Source organism: Cupriavidus sp. H39, from assembly GCF_050271075.1.
Lineage (GTDB): Bacteria > Pseudomonadota > Gammaproteobacteria > Burkholderiales > Burkholderiaceae > Cupriavidus > Cupriavidus necator_B.
On record NZ_CP189848.1, the window covers coordinates 2,980,911 to 2,995,900 of the forward strand.

At 69.2% G+C, this 14,990-nt stretch carries 13 protein-coding genes; 4 read left to right on the plus strand and 9 right to left on the minus strand.

What is annotated here, in order from left to right; translation table 11 throughout:
- Nucleotides 1-9: 9 nt before the first annotated feature.
- The 5 genes from ACOCMH_RS29205 to ACOCMH_RS29225 all read right to left on the minus strand — a co-directional run bounded on the left by ACOCMH_RS29205 (nt 10) and on the right by ACOCMH_RS29225 (nt 3,404).
- Complete coding sequence (locus ACOCMH_RS29205; RefSeq protein WP_427310867.1) at nt 10-984, minus strand: aspartate carbamoyltransferase catalytic subunit; 975 nt, start codon at nt 982-984, stop codon at nt 10-12.
- Between the two features lie 86 nt (nt 985-1,070).
- Nucleotides 1,071-1,607: a bifunctional pyr operon transcriptional regulator/uracil phosphoribosyltransferase PyrR gene (gene pyrR / locus ACOCMH_RS29210; protein WP_427310869.1), complete on the minus strand. Its 537-nt coding sequence runs from the start codon at nt 1,605-1,607 to the stop codon at nt 1,071-1,073.
- Nucleotides 1,604-2,029: a Holliday junction resolvase RuvX gene (gene ruvX, locus ACOCMH_RS29215; RefSeq protein ID WP_012353630.1), complete on the minus strand. Its 426-nt coding sequence runs from the start codon at nt 2,027-2,029 to the stop codon at nt 1,604-1,606. Before ruvX ends, pyrR begins: the two co-directional genes overlap by 4 nt.
- The gene (locus ACOCMH_RS29220; protein ID WP_171515699.1) at nt 2,022-2,594 is read right to left on the minus strand and encodes a YqgE/AlgH family protein; all 573 of its coding nucleotides are present in this window, start codon (nt 2,592-2,594) and stop codon (nt 2,022-2,024) included. The genes ruvX and ACOCMH_RS29220 overlap by 8 nt, the downstream gene beginning before the upstream one ends.
- Before the next feature lie 102 nt (nt 2,595-2,696).
- Nucleotides 2,697-3,404 carry a pseudouridine synthase gene (locus tag ACOCMH_RS29225; RefSeq protein WP_427310871.1) on the minus strand — a complete coding sequence of 236 codons (708 nt, stop codon included), beginning with the start codon at nt 3,402-3,404 and terminating at the stop codon, nt 2,697-2,699.
- Between the two features lie 140 nt (nt 3,405-3,544).
- Between ACOCMH_RS29225 and ACOCMH_RS29230 the strand changes: the two genes are divergently transcribed.
- Nucleotides 3,545-5,107: a cryptochrome/photolyase family protein gene (locus tag ACOCMH_RS29230; RefSeq protein WP_427310873.1), complete on the plus strand. Its 1,563-nt coding sequence runs from the start codon at nt 3,545-3,547 to the stop codon at nt 5,105-5,107.
- 9 nt (nt 5,108-5,116) lie between these two features.
- Here the strand turns inward: ACOCMH_RS29230 and ACOCMH_RS29235 are convergent, their stop codons facing one another.
- From ACOCMH_RS29235 to hemC, 3 genes are read right to left on the minus strand one after another with little or no spacing between them, the layout of a single operon-like run.
- Entirely contained in the window at nt 5,117-6,307 is a 1,191-nt protein-coding gene (locus ACOCMH_RS29235) for a heme biosynthesis protein HemY (protein WP_427310875.1), read from the minus strand.
- 4 nt (nt 6,308-6,311) lie between these two features.
- A complete protein-coding gene (hemDX, locus tag ACOCMH_RS29240) occupies nt 6,312-8,453 on the minus strand; it encodes a fused uroporphyrinogen-III synthase HemD/membrane protein HemX (RefSeq protein ID WP_427310877.1) in 2,142 nt (713 codons plus the stop codon).
- 9 nt (nt 8,454-8,462) lie between these two features.
- Nucleotides 8,463-9,476 (minus strand): hydroxymethylbilane synthase, encoded by a 1,014-nt coding sequence (hemC, locus tag ACOCMH_RS29245; protein ID WP_427310879.1) that lies wholly within the window; start codon nt 9,474-9,476, stop codon nt 8,463-8,465.
- Nucleotides 9,477-9,551: 75 nt separating this feature from the next.
- Between hemC and ppc the strand changes: the two genes are divergently transcribed.
- Entirely contained in the window at nt 9,552-12,578 is a 3,027-nt protein-coding gene (gene ppc / locus ACOCMH_RS29250; RefSeq protein WP_427310881.1) for a phosphoenolpyruvate carboxylase, read from the plus strand.
- Between the two features lie 264 nt (nt 12,579-12,842).
- Here ppc and ACOCMH_RS29255 read toward each other — a convergent pair whose 3' ends face one another.
- Nucleotides 12,843-13,454, minus strand: a complete 612-nt coding sequence (locus ACOCMH_RS29255) for a ferritin-like domain-containing protein (RefSeq protein ID WP_427310883.1) — start codon at nt 13,452-13,454, stop codon at nt 12,843-12,845.
- 144 nt (nt 13,455-13,598) lie between these two features.
- Here ACOCMH_RS29255 and ACOCMH_RS29260 point away from each other — a divergent pair, with 144 nt between their 5' ends.
- Both ACOCMH_RS29260 and ACOCMH_RS29265 read left to right on the plus strand, forming a co-directional pair.
- The gene (locus tag ACOCMH_RS29260) at nt 13,599-14,198 is read left to right on the plus strand and encodes a sigma-70 family RNA polymerase sigma factor (protein ID WP_427310885.1); all 600 of its coding nucleotides are present in this window, start codon (nt 13,599-13,601) and stop codon (nt 14,196-14,198) included.
- Complete coding sequence (locus ACOCMH_RS29265) at nt 14,195-14,947, plus strand: anti-sigma factor (RefSeq protein WP_427310887.1); 753 nt, start codon at nt 14,195-14,197, stop codon at nt 14,945-14,947. Before ACOCMH_RS29260 ends, ACOCMH_RS29265 begins: the two co-directional genes overlap by 4 nt.
- The last annotated feature ends 43 nt before the right edge of the window (nt 14,948-14,990 follow it).

Consider the following 14,990-nt stretch of genomic DNA (forward strand, 5'->3'; position numbering starts at 1 on the left):
CGTAACCGCTCATTCGTCGCCATTGCCCGCCACGATGCCCATCACCGCCATGCGCACGGCGATGCCGAAGGTCACCTGGTTCAGGATCACCGACTGCGGGCCGTCGGCCACGGCGGAGTCGATCTCAACGCCGCGGTTCATCGGGCCCGGGTGCATCACGATGGCATCGGGCCGGGCCAGCGCCAGCCGCTCCGGCGTGAGGCCGTAGGCCTTGAAATATTCCTGCGCGGAGGGCAGCAGCGCCCCGCTCATGCGCTCGTTCTGCAGCCGCAGCATGATGACCACGTCCACGCCCTTGAGGCCCTCTTCCATGTTGTGGAACACGCGCACGCCCATCTGCTCCAGCCCGGACGGCAGCAGCGTGCGCGGGCCGATGGCGCGCACTTCGGGCACGCCCAGCGTGGTCAGCGCGTGGATGTCGGAGCGGGCCACGCGCGAGTGCAGGATGTCGCCGACGATGGCCACCGTCAGGTTGGTGAAGTCCTTCTTGAAATGCCGGATGGTGTACATGTCCAGCAGGCCCTGCGTCGGATGCGCATGGCGGCCGTCGCCGGCGTTGATCACGTGCACGTGCGGGGCGACGTGCTCGGCGATCAGGTACGGTGCGCCCGAGCTGGCATGGCGCACCACGAACATGTCGGCGGACATGGCCGACAGGTTGTTGATGGTGTCCAGCAGCGACTCGCCCTTGCTGGTCGACGAGGCGTTGATGTTCAGGTTCAGCACGTCCGCCGACAGCCGCTTGGCGGCGATTTCGAAGGTGGTGCGGGTGCGGGTGGAGTTCTCGAAGAACAGGTTGAACACGCTCTTGCCGCGCAGCAGCGGCACCTTCTTGACATCGCGGTCGGAGTCGGACAGCGAGACGAACTGGCTGGCGGTGTCGAGGATGTGCGTGATCATGTCACGCGACAACCCCTCGATCGAGAGCAGGTGCTTCAGTTCGCCGTTCTTGGTGAGCTGCGGGTTGCGGAACGTCTTGGTCATGGCTGGTCGGGCGCGGGCAAAAAACGGGAGGTGATCTGGTCTCGGGGCGGGGTCTCGGGCGCGCTGGGCGCCCCCACGGTGCCGGTTCAGCCAGGGGCGGAATCGGTAGGTTCGGTCGCGAAGGCGAATCGGGCGGCGGCGCCTTCGCCCTGGCGCGACAGCACCAGGGTCGTGCCGGGCGGCAGCGTCATCTCGGCGGCGCACAGGTCGGCGGCGATCGGCAGCTGGCGGCCGCCGCGGTCGACCAGCACGCCCAGCGCCACGCGCGCGGGGCGGCCATAGTCGAACAGCTCGTTGACGGCGGCGCGGATGGTGCGGCCGGTGGCCAGCACGTCGTCGATCAGCAGGATGTTGCGGTCATCGACGGCAAACGGCAGCGTGGTCGGCTCGGCCTGGCTATGCAGCCCCTTCTTGGCATAGTCGTCGCGATGGAAGGCCACGTTGATCACACCATGATCGGGCAACTGCAAGTCCGCCGCCAGTCGCGCAGCAATCCATGCCCCGCCGGAATGGATGCCGGCCACCGACCAGCGCGCGCGCTCGGCCTCGGCGATCAGGGCCTTGGCCTGGTCCAGCAGCTTGCGGTACAGCGACTCGGCGTCGGGAACGGAGATCTGCGTCATAGCGGGAATTGGTCGAAATACTGTTGCAGGATGATGCGGGCGGCCTCGGCATCGAGCTCGCCGCGGCGGGCGCCGGCCATCGACGCGGCGCGCGAGGTATAGCGCTCGTCCACCCACTCCACCGGCAGGCCGAAGCGGCCATTGAGCTGGTTGCCGAAGCGCCGCGCCAGCTTCATCGACGGCTGCTCGCCGCCTTCGGGATTGACCGGCATGCCGACAATCAGCTGCACCGGGTTCCATGCCTGGATCAGCGCCGCCACGGCTTCGAAGCGGCCTTCCACGGTGATATTGGGCAGGATGGTCAGGGCACGCGCCTCGCGCGTGATGAAGTTGCCCAGCGCAACGCCGATCTTTTTTTCGCCGTAGTCAAATGCCAGGACCGTGCCGTCGCGGGGCAGTTCACGCCCCACGGCGTCAGGCATGCCCGGCCTCGCCGGACAGCATGGTGAAGTCGATGCCGAGCAGCCGGATGGCGGCGGCGAAGCGCTCGTCGGGCGGGACGCTGAAGATGATCTCGGGATCGGCCTGGACGGTCAGCCAGCCGTTGCGGCTGAGTTCTTCCTCCAGCTGGCCGGCGCCCCAGCCGGAATAGCCCAGCGTCAGCAGGAAGCGGTGCGGGCCGCTGCCGTTGGCCACTGCCTCGAGCACGTCCTTGGAAGTGGTCATCTCCAGCCCGCCCGGAACGGCCAGCGACGAGACATAGACACCCACCGGGTCGTGCAGCACGAAGCCGCGCTCGGTCTGCACCGGGCCGCCGAAATAGACCGGCTGGTGCGCCACGGGCTGGATCTCGAGCTTGAGGTCGATCTTGTCGAACAGCGTGGCCATGTCGATGTCGATGGGCCGGTTGATCACCAGCCCCAGCGCGCCACGCTCATTGTGTTCGCAGAGATAGACGACGGAACCCGAAAAGGTCGGATCGGCCATGCCGGGCATGGCAATCAGGAACTGATTGGTCAGATTGATGGGTGCTTCGGGCTTCGCCATGCCTTGCATTTTATCAAATCGCCGGGGGTCTTCCGGAAAAGATTGGCGGGCGTTCCAGTGCAGCAATGGGCGCTCCGCCACCCGCCGCCGCCGCCGCGAGGCTCAGGCCTTGCTCGTCAGCGCGGCCAGTTCGTCCGCCGTCAGCCAGCGCCACTCGCCTTCGGCCAGTGCCGGATCGAGCTGCAGGCTGCCGATGGCGCTGCGGTGCAGTGCGTCGACGTGGTTGCCCGCGGCCGCGACCATGCGCTTGACCTGGTGGTACTTGCCTTGCACCAGGGTCAGCCGCAGGCTGCGTTCGCCGGTGATCTCGCAGGCTTCCGCCGCGATCGGCGCCGGTTCATCCAGCAGTTGCACGCCGCTGCGCAGCGCCTCGGCCTGCTCTGGGGTGACCGCCTCGGCAGTGGTCACTTCGTAGACCTTGGGCACCTTGCGCTTGGGCGAAGTCTGGGCATGGATGAACTGGCCATCGTCGGTCAGCAGCAGCAGGCCGGTGGTGTCGTGGTCGAGCCGCCCCACGGCCTGCACCTCGCGCTGGCGCAGCGGCACCGGCAGCAGGTTGTAGACGCTGGGGTGGTGGCGCGGGCGCTGCGAGCACTCATAGCCGGTCGGCTTGTTCAGCATCAGGTAGGCCTTGGTGCAGGCCAGCCATGCCTCGCCGTCGACGGTCAGGCGCAGGCCATCCACGTCGAATTGCGCGCGCGGGTCTTCGCATAGTTCGCCGTTGACCTCGACCAGCCCGGCGGCGATCAGGTCGCCGCAGTACCGGCGCGTGCCAAAGCCTTGGGATTGAAGAATGCGGTCGAGAGTCATGAGCTTCTGTAGAAAATGGGATTGCGGCGTGGCGGCCGGCGGCGTGCCGGCTCCGTACCGCTATGTTAGGGTATCGGCGCGATCGATCCGGCGTTCCACCACGTTCCGCGCCGGCCAACCCGTCAGACAGGCACGCGAACATGCAGGCAGCAGCCAACCCGGCTACGTCCCGGCCACCGTACCGGATCGGCAAGACCTTTGCGCGCGGGCTGGTCTGGTTCCGGCGCGACCTGCGCGCCACCGACCACGCGGCGCTGCATTATGCCCTCAGGCACTGCGCGCAGGTGTGGTGCGTGTTCGTGTTCGACCGCGACATTCTCGATCCGCTGCTGGCGCACGGACTGCAGGCCGACCGCCGGGTCGAGTTCATCCGCCAATCGCTGCTGGAGCTGGCGCAGGTGCTGGCCGGGGCCGGCGGCGGCCTGATCGTGCTGCACGACCGCGCGCAGAACGCCATCCCGCTGCTGGCACGCAAACTGGAAGCCGAGGCGGTCTTCGCCAACCACGATTACGAGCCCGCCGCCAACGCCCGCGACGAAGCGGTGCGCCAGGCGCTGTCGGCGCAGACCTGCGCGCTCTTTACCTTCAAGGATCAGGCAGTCTTCGAGCGCGACGAGATCCTGAACGGCCAGGGCAAGCCCTTCGCGGTGTTCACCCCGTACAAGAATGCCTGGCTCAGGACCGTACAGCCGTTCGACCTGCGTCCTTATCCTGTCGACCCATACCTGCCGGCGCTGGCGCCTGTGCCCGCCGCGTACAGCCAGCCCGTGCCGACGCTCGAACAGCTGGGCTTTCGCGCCAGCAACCTCGCCGAGATCGCGATGCCCGCCGGCGCCGCCGGTGCACAGGCGCTGTTCGACGAATTCACCGGGCGCATGGGTGACTACGGCCGCCGCCGCGACTACCCTGCCCTGCGCGGCCCCAGCTACCTGTCGGTGCACCTGCGCTTCGGCACCATCTCGATCCGCACGCTGGCACGCGCCGCACACGAGGCCATGCTGCGCGGCGGCGCCGACAGCGCCGGCGCCGCGGTGTGGCTGTCGGAACTGATCTGGCGCGATTTCTACTTCATGATCCTGCATCACCATCCACGCGTGGCCGCGGGCGCGGCGTTCCAACCGGCCTACGACGCGATCCGCTGGCAGGATGGCGACACCGCCGAGCGCTATTTCCGCGCCTGGTGCGACGCCGCCACCGGCTACCCGCTGATCGACGCAGCGATGCTGCAGATCCGGCAAAGCGGCTATATGCACAACCGCCTGCGCATGGTCACCGCCAGCTTCCTGGCCAAGGACCTTGGCGTCGACTGGCGCCGCGGCGAGCAGTACTTTGCCGACCAGCTCAATGACTTCGACCTGGCCGCCAACAACGGCGGCTGGCAATGGGCCGCATCCACCGGCTGCGATGCACAGCCGTGGTTCCGCATCTTCAATCCGGTGACGCAATCGCAGAAGTTTGATCCGCAGGGCCGCTTTATCCGCAAATACCTGCCGCAACTGGCGGCCTTGCCGGACAAGTACCTGCATGCGCCGTGGACCGCGCCCGCGTCGGTACTGGCCGATGCCGGCGTGCGCCTGGGCGACAACTACCCGCGCCCGCTGGTGCAGCACGACGTCGCGCGCCAGCAAACGCTGCGACGCTATGAGGTGGTGAAGCGTGCCGGCAGCGCGCAGGTTGCCGGCACGGATACTGAACCCGCCTGAGGCGCGGGTTCAGGCGGCCAGCATCGCGCTTTCGCGATAGTGCCGCTGCGCATCCTCGAAGCGTTCGGTTTCCTCGAACAGCCGCGCCAGCGCCAGGTGCGTGCGCACGCGCAGGCGGCGCTGCTGGGCGGGATCGGCATATTTCAGCGCGCGTTCGAAGCTGGATTGCGCCTTGCCCCACAGCTTCTCGCCCAGGCACAGCACGCCCAGCGTGTAATAGAGATCGGCGTCGGCGGGATGCGCCGCCAGCCATTTCTCGGCTTGCTGGATTTGCGGCAGGGCGTGGCCCGGCACGGCGCAATCGGCATAGCGCAGCACCAGCCGGCTGTCCCAGTTGACCTTGAGTGCGTCTTCGATGATGCGGCGGGCGTCGTTCTGCCGGCCCAGTGCCGCGAAGTAGCGCGCCGCCGGTTCGGCTATGCGGGTGGCGCGGCGCTCATCGGCGGACAATGAGCGCCAGAACTCCGACAGCGCGTCGGCATCGTGGCGGCGCTCATCCAGCATGGCCTCGACCGCCATCTGCTTGAGCCGCAGCGCCAGCACCGGATGCAGCGCGTTGCGCTTCTCCAGCGAGCGCGCCAGGCGCAGCACTTCGGACCAGTTCTTCAAGTGCTGGTGCGCGCGCAGCGCGATGCGCTGCACGTGGATCTGGCGCGCGCCCTGCGACTGCAGCTGGGCGATGGTTTCCAGCGCGCCGTCGGCGTCGCGGGCGTCGACCAGCAGTTCGGCCATCGACACCAGCCGCGCCTGCTCGCGCTCGGGGTCGGTCACCTGCGCCATCCACGCATCGCGCCGACCGGTTTCCTGCATGCGGTGGGCAGCGCGCGCGCCGATCAGCGCGGCGGTCTGGGCCTGGTCGTCCCATGACTGGGCTTCGCGCGCGCACCGCTCGGCCCGCGCGAAACGGCCGGCGAACAGGTTTTCGATCGACTCGCGCAGTGCCGCCTGGGCCTTGCTCATGCGGCTGCGCTCGCGGTAGGCGGCGGCGCGGCGCGGCATCTCGGCCAGATGGCGGATGGTGGACATCACCGTCCACACCACGAAGAAGATCAGCAGCAGCAAGGCCAGCGCCAGGTTCAGCGACAGCTCGACGCGGTACGGCGGATAGAACAGCACCACATTGCTGTGGTTGAACTGCGTGAACAGAGCCAGCCCGACGGCGCCGCCAAACAGGACCGCAACCCAGAACAGAAGGCGCATGGGCTTACTCCTTCTTCAGGGCTTGTAGCGCGCCCAGGCTTTCGGCCATGGTCGGCAGCTGCACCGTGACCGCGCCGGCCTGCGCCTGCCGCAGCAGCGTCAGCACACCCTGCACACGGCGCGACTTGGTATCGAAATAGCGGCCGATCATCGCCTGCGCGGCGGCCAGGTCGTTGCGAAACACGGGCTCGTTGCGCGACAGCAGCGCCAGGCGCGCATTGAGCAGGCGCAGCTTGACGTTCTCGCGCAGGAACCAGCCCTGGTCACCCGACAGCAGCAGTGCCTCGGCATCGTCAACCTTGCGGATGCGGATCACCTGCGCCAGTTCTTCGCGCAGGTAGTCCCAGAAGCGGGTGAACCAGCCCGGCCCGGTGCCATTGGCGGCCGGCGCGCTGGTGCCATTGCCGGCATTGCCGCCGTTGGTGGCGGCGCCCTTGCGGGCATCGGCCTCGCTGCGCTCGAGCATGCGTTCGCTGGACAGCAGCGGCAGCGCGTCGACCTGGTTGATGGCTTCGTCCAGCTTGATCGCGGCGCCGGTCAGGTCGGTGTCGGGCACGGCCTTCATGCGCGCCACATCGCGGGCGATGGCGCGGCGCAGCAGGTTGTATTGCGGCTTGTCGGCGCGCGCCAGGCGCGCGTCGGCGCTTTGCAGCGCGGCCAGCGCGACCTGCACGTTGCCGGTCAGCTGCAGTTGCTGGCCGGCACTGGTCAGCAGTTGCTGGATCTCGGCGATTTCCCAGTCGTCGCGGTTGCGCATCAGGTCCTGGTAGACCTGTTCCAGCGCCACCTGCTTGTCGCGGGTCTCGCCGACCTGGTTTTCCAGCGCGCCGACCTTGGCTTGCAGTTCCTTGACGGTGTCCTGCGCGTTGCGCGTCAGCACGCGCGACTCCTGCACCAGCGCGTCGTTGCTTTGCTGGCGGCGCGCCAGCTCGCCGGTCAGGTGGTCGACGCGCTGCTGCAGCCACCAGAAGCCGCCGGCGGTCGCCACCACCAGCACGGCAACCAGCGCCCATAGCGCCGCGGAGCGGCGTGCGGCCGGACGGGCGGCACCGGCATTGCCGGCGCCATGAGGCGGCGCGGACTGCGCCGAGTGCGCCGGGTGGGCAGAGGCCGCGCCAGGCGGCATGGCGGAGGAGGACGTGGTTTCTTGCGTCACGCGTTCGACCTTCGTTGACGTTGCAGGAACTGCGGCAGGCGGGCTGACGGCCGGCGGCACCGTGGCCTGGGGCGGCGCGGCGGACGCCAGGCCGGACGGCGCCGGCGTGCTCGATGGCGCGGGGCCGGCATGCCCATCGGCCCACTGCAGGCAGGCTGCCAGCAGGCCGGCATCGCCGGGCGCGGCGCGCTGGATATGGGCAAAGCCCAGCGCCAGCGCCTGTTCGGCGATTCTCGCATGCGGTGCGATGCACTGCACCTGCCGCAGCGAAGCGTCTTCCTGGGGCGACAGATGCTGGCGCGCCAGCACGTCGAGGTTGCGCACCGCCTCGGAACTGGTTAGCAGCCAGGCGTGCGGTGCGGCGCCGGGACGCAGGTTGTCGCGCACTGCCTGCCATTGCATGGCGGTGGGTTCGGGCAGCGTGCGCTGGTAAGCCTCGACCGCTTCGACCCGGGCGCCCGCTTCACGCAGGCGGTCGCCCAGCCAGTCGCGGCCGCCGTTGCCGCGGATGATCAGCACCGGTTTGCCGGCCAGCGCGGCGGGATCGAGCTGTGCCCACAGGGCTTCGGAGTCGAAGCGCAGCGCCTCGGCATCCGGGCCCGGCTCGTCATGGCCTGGCCCGCTGGCGTTGGCGCCGGTAGGTGCGATCACGCGATACGCCGGTGCGGCGATGCCACGCTCGGCCAGCGCGGCGACGCTGGCCGGGCCGACCACCGCCACCGCGACCTGCGCTGGCCAGCGAGCCACGGCCGTGCCTTGCACGCCGGCCAGCGCGTCCAGGGCAAAGGCAATCGCATTGGGACTGACAAAGACCACCAGCGCAAACGTGTCCAGCCGTGCCAGTGCCGCGCGCAGCGGCGCGTCGTCAGCGGCCGGGCCGATCGCCAGCAGCGGAAAGCTGAGTACATCCAGACCGGCGCCCTGCAGGGCCTCGGTCAGTTGCCGGGACTGCCCGGCGGGTCGTGTCACAACGACGGTCGGGCGGGGCATCGGGCAGCCTCAGGCGGGAGCTTGGGAAGCGGCGGGATCGCCGGGATCGGCCAGCGCGGCCAGGATCGACTCGGCGCCCTGCGCCAGCAGATCGCGCGCGCAGGCCTGGCCGAGCGCTTCGGCGGCGGCCAGGTCGGCGGCCGGCCCGGCTGCCGCGGCGCGGATGGCGCGAGTGCCGTCGGGCAGCGCGACGAAGGCCTCTAGCTGCAACTGGTCGCCGTCCCAGCGCGCATGCGCCGCCAGCGGGACCTGGCACGAGCCGCCCAGCCGGCGCGACACGGCGCGCTCGGCGCTGACGGCCAGCGCGGTCGGCTGGTGGTTCAGCGGCGCCAGCCATTCCGCCAGTTCCGGGCGGCTGGCCAGCGTTTCGATGCCCAGCGCGCCCTGCCCCGCGGCCGGCAGCGACACCTCGACCGGGATCAGCGCGCGGATGCGGTCGCCCAGGCCAAGCCGCTTGAGGCCCGCGGCAGCCAGGATGATGGCGCCATATTCGCCGCGATCGAGCTTGCCCAGCCGGGTGTCGAGGTTGCCGCGCAGCGGCTTGATCACCAGGTGCGGGTAGCGGCTGCGCAACGCGGCTTCGCGGCGCAGGCTGGAAGTGCCGACCACGGTGCCGGGCGGCATCTCGTCCAGCGATGCATAAGTGGAAGACACCAGCGCGTCGCGCGGATCCTCGCGCTCCATCACCGCGGCCAGCGCGAAGCCGGGGGGCAGCTCCATCGGCACATCCTTGAGCGAATGCACCGCGAGGTCGGCCCGGCCTTCGTCCATCGCGAACTCCAGTTCTTTGACAAACAGACCCTTGCCGCCGACTTTGGACAGCGTACGGTCTAGAATCTGGTCTCCGCGCGTGGTCATGCCAAGAATGGACACGTCGCACGCGGGATAGTATTGTTGCAATGCAGCACGCACATGTTCTGCCTGCCACAGGGCCAGACGGCTTTCCCGGGAGGCAATGACGAGCTTTTGCGGAAGGTTGCGAGACACGACAGCGGCAGAGGAAGACGGGGTGGCGGACGACATGCGCCAATGGTAGCACGCGCCCCAAGGGCCCCTCCCGCACCATTAGATAAGCTTAGAGAAGCAAGAGGAGATTGCATGACGCAGCATGCTGCGCGCCCCAATGGTCGGAAGACCGCTGCGGCCGCCAAGGATTCTTCCGCCGCAAAAGGTGACGTAGTCGGCGCAACCAGCGCCAAGACGCCCCGCTCCGCCCCCCGCGCAGCCAAGCGCTCGCCCAAGCCCATACTTTCGATCGTGTCGAGCAACGGAACCACCATCGCCGCCGCCCCCGCCCGCCGCACTGCCGACAAGGACATGCCGCTGCGCGAGGACATCCGCTTCCTGGGCCGCCTGCTGGGCGACTGCCTGCGCGAGCAGGAAGGCGACGCCGCCTTCGAGGTGGTCGAGACCATCCGCCAGACCGCGGTGCGCTTCCGCCGCGAGAACGACCGCGCCGCCGGCGCGGAGCTGGACCGCCTGCTCAAGCGCCTGTCGCGCGACCAGACCAACCAGGTGGTGCGCGCGTTCAGCTATTTCTCGCACCTGGCCAATATCGCCGAGGACCAGCACCACAACCGCCGCCGCCGCGTGCATGCGCTGGCCGGATCGCCGCCGCAGGACGGCAGCCTGCAGCATGCGCTGGAAAAGATCGATGCCGCCGGCGTCACCGGCAAGCAGCTGCGCAAGTTCCTGGACGAGGCGCTGATCGTGCCGGTGCTGACCGCGCACCCGACTGAAGTCCAGCGCAAGAGCATCCTGGATGCCGAACGCGAGATCGCCCGGCTGCTGGCCGAGCGCGACCTGCCGATGACCGCGCGCGAACGTGAGCACAACACCGCGCAGCTGCGCGCCAAGGTCACCACGCTGTGGCAGACCCGCATGCTGCGCGACGCGCGCCTTACGGTGGCGGACGAAATCGAGAACGCGCTGTCGTACTACCGCACCACCTTCCTGCGCGGCATCCCGCAGCTGATGAGCGAACTGGAAGAAGACATCGCCGCGGTGTTTCCGGCCACGCGCAAGCGCAAGGGCACCCCGGGCGCCCAGCCGGCGCCGCTGTCGCCGTTCCTGCAGATGGGCTCCTGGATCGGCGGCGATCGCGACGGCAACCCCAACGTCACCGCCGAGACGCTCGAGCATGCCGCCGGCCAGCAGGCACAGCTGATCCTGGACTGGTACCTCGACGAAGTCCACGCGCTGGGCGCCGAGCTGTCGATGTCGACGCTGATGGTCGATGCCAGCCCGGAACTGCTGGCACTGGCCGAGCGCTCGCCCGACCATTCCGAGCACCGCGCCGACGAGCCCTACCGGCGCGCGCTGATCGGCATCTACGCGCGCCTGGCCGCCACCTGCAAGACGCTGAGCGGCCATGCCGCGACGCGCCGCCCGGTGGCGCCGGCCGAGCCTTATGACAGTGCCGAGGCCTTCGGCGCCGACGTGCAAATCGTGATCGACTCGCTGCGCGCGCACCACGGCCAGGCGCTGGCCAGCCACCGCATCGACGCGCTGGCGCGCGCCATCGCCGTGTTCGGCTTCCACCTGGCCTCGGTCGACATGCGCCAGGTCTCGGACGTGCACGAGGCGGTGATCGCCGAACTGTTCGCCGCCGCCGGCATCGCCCCCGACTACGCCGCGCTGCCGGAGGCGCGCAAGCTGGAACTGCTGCTGGCCGAACTGCGCCAGCCGCGGCTGCTGACGCTGCCGTGGCATGAGTATTCGGAGCAGACCCGCAAGGAACTGGCGATCTTCGCCGCCGCGCGCGAACTGCGCGCGCGCTATGGCAAGCGCGTCGCGCGCAACTACATCATCTCGCACACCGAGACGCTGTCGGACCTGGTCGAGGTGATGCTGCTGCAGAAGGAATCGGGCATGCTGCAGGGCACGCTCGGCAGCAAGACCGACCCGGCGCGCATGGAACTGATGGTGATCCCGCTGTTCGAGACCATCGAAGACTTGCGCAATGCCGCCGGCATCATGCAGTCCCTCCTGGACCTGCCCGGCTTCGATTCGGTGATCGCCCACCATGGCGTCGAGCAGGAAGTGATGCTCGGCTACTCGGACTCGAACAAGGACGGCGGCTTCCTGACCTCGACCTGGGAGCTGTACAAGACCGAGCTGGAGCTGGTGCAGCTGTTCGAGCAGCGCAACATCAAGCTGCGCCTGTTCCATGGCCGCGGCGGCACCGTCGGCCGCGGCGGCGGCCCGACCTACCAGGCCATCCTGTCGCAGCCGCCGGGCACCGTGAACGGCCAGATCCGGCTGACCGAGCAGGGCGAAATCATCAACAGCAAGTTCGCCAATGCCGAGATCGGCCGGCGCAACCTGGAAACGGTGGTCGCGGCCACGCTGGAGGCGTCGCTGCTGCCGCAGCAGAACGCGCCGAAGGACCTGGATACCTTCGAGGCCGTCATGCAGCAGCTGTCGGACCGCGCCTTCACCGCCTACCGCGACCTGGTCTACGAGACCCCCGGCTTCAAGGACTACTTCTTCGCCACCACTCCGATCACCGAGATCGCGGACCTGAACCTGGGTTCGCGCCCGGCCTCGCGCAAGCTGATGGACAAGAAGAACCGCCGCATCGAAGACCTGCGCGCGATCCCGTGGGGCTTCTCCTGGGGCCAGTGCCGGCTGCTGCTGCCGGGCTGGTACGGCTTCGGCAGCGCGGTGCGCTCGCTGCTGGACAGCGCACCGGACGACAAGGCCCGCAAGCAGGCTGTGTCCACGCTGCGTCGCATGGTCAAGACGTGGCCGTTCTTCTCGACGCTGCTGTCCAACATGGACATGGTGCTGGCCAAGACCGACCTGGCCGTGGCCTCGCGCTACGCCCAGCTGTGCGACGACGCCACGCTGCGCCGCAATGTGTTCAACCGCATCAGCAAGGAATGGCACCTGACCTGCGACATGCTGGCGCTGATCACCGGCCACCAGGAACGGCTGGCGGACAACCCGCTGCTGGCGCGTTCGATCAAGAACCGCTTCGCGTATCTCGATCCGCTGAACCACTTGCAGGTCGAGTTGCTCAAGCGCTTCCGCTCGGGCAAGGATGGCGATGACATCCGCGTACGGCGCGGGATCCACCTGACCATCAATGGGGTGGCGGCGGGGCTGCGCAATACGGGTTGATTGGTTATCCCACACCTCGGAAAAGGAGAGCGGCTTTGGGTGCTCCCAAGCCGCCCGACCTGGCCCAGGCAAGGTGTCCTCCCTCTCCCCTCACGGGAAGAGGGCCGGGGTGAGGGGCGGTTTGATCAGGAACCACACCAAGCAATGCCAACGGTGTTAACCCACCGCCCTCAGCTGTTGACACGCCTGCCCTCACCCCCTGCCCCTCTCCCGCGCACGGGAGAGGGGAGCACCCAGTCGGCAAGCTTCAGCCGATCTTTCGCTTCAGCCAACAAACGCCCCCGGCACCGGATCCTCCCCTAACGCATGCAGCAGCACCGCCCAGTGCATCGCCTCGTCGCCGAGGATGCTGCCGGCGGCGCGCGTCAGTTCGCGGTTGTGGAAATTCGGCAGCACGCCCAGGTAAGCCGCGGTGGCGCCCTTCTCCAGCCCGGCGGCAAAGCGCAGCACATCGGCCTGCGTCTTCAGCTTGTCGGTCGGGAACTCATAGGCCGACGCCCTCTTCGCCACCACCGGTGTCCCGCCGAGCTTCGACACCGTCCCGGCCAGCACCTGCGCATGGGCCTTGTGGTGGTCCTGGAACTTGACCGCGGTGGCCAGCACCGGCTTTTGCAGCAGCCCGCTTTCGGCGCCGACCTGGTACGCGGCGATCGCCTGGTATTCGAGGCCGAGCGCGGTGTTGAGGATATTGATGTCGTCCTTGGTGCTGCCCGACTGCGTCTGCGCCCAGGCCGGCATCGACTCGCCGAGCGTGACGACGGCCAGCGAGCCCAGCGCGAACAGGCCGGGCGCCTTGAGCAGCCCGCGCCGCCGTGAATCGGGCAACGTGACGATGACTTCGGACTTGCGCGCGGTCCTCTGTGACATGCGGTCCATGGTGTTCTCCAGTGAGGGATGACAACGTGGCGCCCCTGGAACGGGGTGCCTGGCTTGCGCCTGCCAACATCTACGCAGGCGCCGGGCGTTTGGATGCGGCGCTACCTATAATCCGGCAAAGCTTCCGTGCAAGGAGCCGTCCCGGTGTCCCCCTCCCCGCAGCCGTCCTATGCCGCGCCCGCCAGTCCCGACCGGCTGGAGGAACTGTTGCAGGCCGTGGCCGTGGGCGAGCGCCAGGCGCTGCGCGCGCTCTACGACCTCACCGCGACGAAACTGTTTGGCCTTGCGCTGCGTATTACGGGCAGGCGCGATTGGGCGGAGGATGTCGTGCAGGAGAGCTTTGTCAGCATCTGGCACCACGCCGGCGACTACCGGCCGCAGTTGGCCGCGCCGATGACGTGGATGACCGCGATCGTGCGTAACCGCGCGCTGGACTGCCTGCGCCGGGCGTCTGCGGCGCGCGTGCCGCAGACGGTCGAACTGGAGGACGGCCTGGGCGAATGGCTGGCCGACGACGCGGCCGGGCCCGCCGAACTGGTCGAGGCCAGCCAGCAGGCACGCGCGCTCAACCGCTGCCTGCAGCGGCTGGAGCAGCCGCAGCGCCAGGCCATCATGCTGGCCTACCTGCAGGACCTGAGCCACGCCGAACTCGCTGCGCGCCTGCGCGCGCCGCTGGGGACGGTCAAGTCCTGGATCCGGCGCGGACTGGAGCGGCTGCGCCACTGCATGGAGGGCGCGGCATGAAGCTGGCCAGCCATCCCGACCTGCTCGACCGGATTGCCGCCCAGTACGCGCTGGGCGTGCTGCGGGGCGGCGCGCGCCGGCGCCTGGAGCGGCTGGCGCATGACGAGCCGGCGGTGCGCGCGGCGATTCACCGCTGGCAGGCGCGGCTGGCCGGGGTAGCCGAACTGCAGGCGGCGGCCGAGCCGGTCGACAAGGTCTGGTGCGGGATCGAGGAACGGCTTGGCTGGAAGGCGGCCGAGGCCCGTACGCGACCCGCCGCGGCCACCGCTTCCGGGGTCGGCGGCGACCGCTGGTGGCAGCGCCTGTGGTCGGCCCCGGTGTTCTGGCGCGGCGCCGCGGCGACCATGGCGCTGGTGGCGGTACTGGCCATCGGCCTCGGCCTGCGGCTGGCGCAGCAGGGCAAGGCGGCGCCGGCCGAACTCGTCGCCGTGCTGAACGACGACCGCGCCCAGCCAGCGATGCTGGTGTCGTGGGACGCAGGCGCACGACACCTGGTGGTGCGTCGCCTCGATCACCTGGCCTTGAGCGATCGGCAGGTGTTGCAGCTGTGGGCGCTGCCGGAAGGCGGCCAGCCGCGGTCCCTCGGCGTAATCGGTCGCGGGCCGCAAGCGCGTCTGGCGCTGGCACAACGGCCGGCCGCCGTGCCGGCGCTGGCCGTCAGCATCGAGCCGCCCGGCGGCTCGCCCAGGTCTGACGGGCCGAGCGGCCCGGTGGTGTTCAAGGGGCCCGTGATCCACAGCCGGCCCTGACTGACCGCGCCGCCGTGGCGGCCAGCGCCGCCAGTGGGCCGGC